The organism is Escherichia sp. KCJ4928 (assembly GCF_004352695.1).
Classification (GTDB): Bacteria; Pseudomonadota; Gammaproteobacteria; order Enterobacterales; family Enterobacteriaceae; genus ECMA0423.
The window spans coordinates 1-3,939 of the sequence record NZ_SJWV01000263.1; the positions used below are offsets into that span (position 1 = coordinate 1).

Genomic DNA, 3,939 nt, shown 5'->3' on the forward strand with positions numbered 1-3,939 from the left:
GCGTCAGGGATGGAAGCCCGCCAGGGCGGAGACAGCTCCGCTGGCTCCGTTCACGACAGCCCGCCCCGCCAGGGGGACGCCCGGAAAAGGCATAAGCAGGAGAACAACAAAACAGACAATAATCAGGGCAGCAGTAACAGTAATCAGAACAGGAGGAAAAAGAGAATAATCAAAGGGAAGGTGATGTGATTTCTGACAGGTCATAAACAGAGAAGGCGGGGGAAAAGAACGGGCGCCGCAGGCGCACGTTCATTCCCGTTCCCTGAGGGAAACCGCCTTCCTGGCAGTCTGGTTGTTCACGCTGCTACAATGTCAGCAAGGAGAAAGGGGCCACCGGCGAACCAGCAGCCCCTTTATAAAGGCGCTTCAGTGCAGTCAGACCAGCATCAGCCCTGAAAAGGCGGGCCTGCGCCCGCCTCCAGGTTGCTACTTACCGCCGGATTCGTAAGCCATTGTTGCCGTAACTTCCCTGTATCCGTCCTTCAGCCGGACTTCGCACAGGCGATTCCGGGTCAGGAGTGTGAATATCAACAACGTGCAGCACACGATTAATACGCACCAGATAAGGGCGTTTCCCGGTAGTTTCATGGCCTTCTTCTCCTTGCGCAAAGCGCGGTAAGAGGCTATCCTGATGTTGTCTAAGCATGCAGGGGCCTCGTGGGTTAATGAAAAATTAACTACGGGGCTTTTGTCCTTCTGCCACACAACACGGTAACAAACCACCTTCACGTCATGAGGCAGAAAGCCTCAAGCGCCGGGCACATCATAGCCCATATACCTGCGCACTGACCACACTCACTTTCCCTGAAAATAATCCGGTCGTTCAGCCAGTTCACGGGCAATCAGTTCATCCGCAAACAGTGGTGCATGCCTGTTGATACGTTTCTCCAGATTCCGCCGCCGTACCGCAGCCTTACGTTCTTCGCTCCAGCGGCGCACCGGGCGGTCAGAAATAAAATCCAGACAGACCGCATACCCTGCTCCGGCAACCCAGCGTGACATAACGGATGCCGGTGCAGGCTGCCCCGCCTCCACCACTTCTGAAACCAGTTCATGCTTGCCAGGACAGGGAGAAGGCAATTTCCAGCGCAATGAGTAACGCCACTTCACGCCGCCTCCCGGAGTTTGTTCGGCACCATCCACCGCTCCATCTCACGGACGGCATGACCGGCCTCCCTTGCCGCCATACCTGCCTCTGCGATGACCTGCCAGAATGGCATATCCTGCCACTGCCAGCGTTCCATTCCGGCCAGTGACGGAAAACGCTCACCCCACTGCCAGAACAGGGTTTCCAGGTCATGCTCTGCCACCCGGTCACTCCAGCGTGCATACCAGCTTCCGACTGTTTCCGGCGAATGGAATGCCAGTTCGATTTCAGCCTGAGCGACCAGCGCCTGGTACGCACGGGCTTTCTGCTCTGCCTCCCTCGCCTGCTGGCGGCTGTACTTCTGCATGACCAGCGCGGATTTATGGCGACTGCGCTCCCTGACACGAAACCGCACCGACGGAAACAACCGCTCTGCTGCATCACCGGGAAGGGGAAGGAGGCAGACCTCGCCCTGTGTTTCAATCAGCACATCGATGGCATACAGCCACTGAAGACGGTTGCCGTGCAGTTCTTCTGCGGTCAGGGACGGCATGAAAAATCGCAGGTCAGACAGCGATATCCTGCGGCTTCCGTTCAGACAGCGGAAAAATGCCCCCGCATACGGATATTCAGCCAGCGTGTTACCCTGATGGCGGCGTTTTTCGGTCTCCGCCACCGCCCGCCATGCGGCCTGTTGCTCTGTGCTGAGAGGAACCAGTGCCTGTGAACGTGCGCTCATGCCTGACCTCCTTCCGCCATCAGGATATGGATGATGTCACTGACGCTGTACCCCTGCGCGTCCAGTGACGCCGCCAGTGCCAGTGAATGGCTGACGGCTTCCGGTGCAAACCGCCGCTGTACCTGAACCACCGCAAACGGCTCACCACCGGCATTCACCAGAACCAGCACCCAGACCTGAGAGACATCGCCCGGTGAACATAACGCCAGGTGAAAACGTTCGTGGGCAGGCGTGAAACGGACCTGGACGGGGAAAAAGCCGCCAAACTCGCTGCCGTACTCGCCGTTCATCGTCCAGTTATCCGGCGCATCCAGCTCCCGCATCACGGCGTGAGTCAGCTCACGGCGTTCATCACTTCCGGCAGCCCGGATATCTTCATATTCCTGTGCGTTCATGGTCTGTAATACATTCAGGGTCAGTTCAGTTTTCATCACGGTATCTCCCTTGCTGCCGCCCCGTCTCCGGCAGGGCGGCGTGATAAATGGTTTATGACTGGCGGTCAGGCGGCTTCTGCCTGGTCGTCACGGTACTCCGTGGTTTCCGTCTCTGCCTGTGGACGTGGTGTACACATCCAGCCAGGCACCCAGCGGTTGTCTTTCATATGGAACTCTGCATGTTCAGCGGCATCGCCTTTCTTCATCTTCTCTGCGTCCCGTGCGGCACCGGACAGTCCGGCATCATTCAGGGCTGCGATAATCTGCGGCTTTTTCAGGTGTCCGAAGAAGTTTGCTTTCGTCGGCTGCCACCAGTCGCGCATGTGGAATCCGATAGCGGTTTCCAGCGAGTCAAGCGGACTGCGTGACGTGTGACCACACTCACGGGTCTGGACACCGTTAAGGCTGCATGCGGTGCAGAAACTGAGCAGGGATAACAGCACCTCCTGACTGAGTGACAGGAATGTCGTCATGTCCCGTGACCATCCCTCCGGTAACAGGGCAGCAAGACGGGCTTTTTCTGCCATCAGCGCCATGAATGCGGCACCGTCCTTCCCCGATGGCGCATCGCTGGTCAACGAATAATGTTCACATTCCAGGCTGATTTGTGCTGGTTTACTGTACGCTCCGCTGCCAAACATATTCAGGCAGAGCGTCCATGCCAGCAGTGCCAGAGATTTGTCCGGTTGCTGCATGAGTGCCGCCTGGACTGCCAGCGTGCGTTCGGAAGACATTTTCGTCAGCAGCGGCAGACTGATTTCCTCCACTGACGCTTTCTCCTGCACCTGTTCCGTGCGGTCAGCGTCGGCAGCCGCGTCATCCTCGCTGCGCAACTGCACACCACGCTGGACACACACGTTGCCATAACGCCAGGACACCACCACACCGCTTCCGGCACGCATCTCCGGCGTCCACGCCCTGACCTTCGCCATGCAGCGCATCAGCTTCATTTCTGCTGCCAGCAGGTCGGATTCCTCACACTGGTTTTCCAGTGCGTCGTAACGTGCCATCAGTTCGTTCAGGCGTTCTTCTTCCGCCTCCGTCAGCACCGCTTCCGGCTCCGGCAGACAGCGGTATGTTCCGGCATCCTCACGGCACTCACCGACAGGCTCCATACGTCCGGCGCACCATTCCCAGCCTTCGGCTTCCCGAAGGTGTTCAGCGACAGCCTGGAGTTTTTCCAGCAGGGCGGCATCGAGCGCCACGCGGTCGACATAACCGCCCTCGTCATCGCTGAACAAATCAGTGCGCAGTTCGTCTGGCGAGAAGGCATCAGCCCCCACGAAGCGGAATTTACTGTTCCCCGCCACCGCCACTTCACTTTCGGTCACCAGACGACGAATGGTCTGCACTTCCGGTTTTCCACCCCATCCCGACTGGCAGGCGGCTTCAAACACCTGCACCTGACGCGCGGTGTCGTTCTCCAGCGCCAGCGCCTGACAGTGTTCTGTGGTGATGCGGTCTTCTGCCAGCGCATCGAGGATGACAGGCGCAAGGTCTGCCAGTTTCAGCATTCGCTGAACGTGGCGGGGTGAATAGCCCAGCAAATCACCGATTTGTGCAGGTGTTTTGCCTTCCTGCGCCATTGCACGGAATCCGGCAATCTGTTCGGCAGGGTGCATATCCCGACGATGACCGTTTTCAGTCATTGATGCGGCAGTCGCCAGTTCCTGCGGAAT

Annotated in this window: 5 protein-coding genes and 2 pseudogenes; 1 reads left to right on the forward strand and 6 read right to left on the reverse strand. The window is 58.2% G+C overall.

Translation table 11 applies throughout. The features are described 5' to 3' along the window. A pseudogene (locus E0D98_RS21965) lies at positions 1-189 on the forward strand (hypothetical protein); the annotation flags it as partial. Between the two features lie 237 nt (positions 190-426). On the opposite strand, the gene E0D98_RS21970 reads toward E0D98_RS21965, so the two are convergent. The 6 genes and pseudogenes from E0D98_RS21970 to E0D98_RS21990 form a co-directional block, all read right to left on the reverse strand. Then, positions 427-549, reverse strand: coding sequence for a Hok/Gef family protein (locus tag E0D98_RS21970; protein ID WP_223200913.1), 123 nt, complete (start codon positions 547-549; stop codon positions 427-429). After that, positions 494-646 (reverse strand): annotated as a pseudogene (locus E0D98_RS28060) (DUF5431 family protein); the annotation flags it as partial. The gene E0D98_RS21970 and the pseudogene E0D98_RS28060, both read right to left, overlap by 56 nt. Positions 647-795: 149 nt before the next feature. Beyond that, a complete protein-coding gene (locus E0D98_RS21975) occupies positions 796-1,110 on the reverse strand; it encodes a hypothetical protein (RefSeq protein ID WP_000872084.1) in 315 nt (104 codons plus the stop codon). After that, positions 1,107-1,826, reverse strand: coding sequence for a plasmid SOS inhibition protein A (locus E0D98_RS21980; protein ID WP_001276237.1), 720 nt, complete (start codon positions 1,824-1,826; stop codon positions 1,107-1,109). Before E0D98_RS21980 ends, E0D98_RS21975 begins: the two co-directional genes overlap by 4 nt. After that, complete coding sequence (gene psiB, locus E0D98_RS21985) at positions 1,823-2,257, reverse strand: conjugation system SOS inhibitor PsiB (RefSeq protein WP_000845923.1); 435 nt, start codon at positions 2,255-2,257, stop codon at positions 1,823-1,825. The genes E0D98_RS21980 and psiB overlap by 4 nt, the downstream gene beginning before the upstream one ends. 68 nt (positions 2,258-2,325) lie before the next feature. Further along, a partial coding sequence (locus tag E0D98_RS21990; RefSeq protein WP_131891015.1) for a ParB/RepB/Spo0J family partition protein occupies positions 2,326-3,939 on the reverse strand: 1,614 nt, incomplete at its 5' end.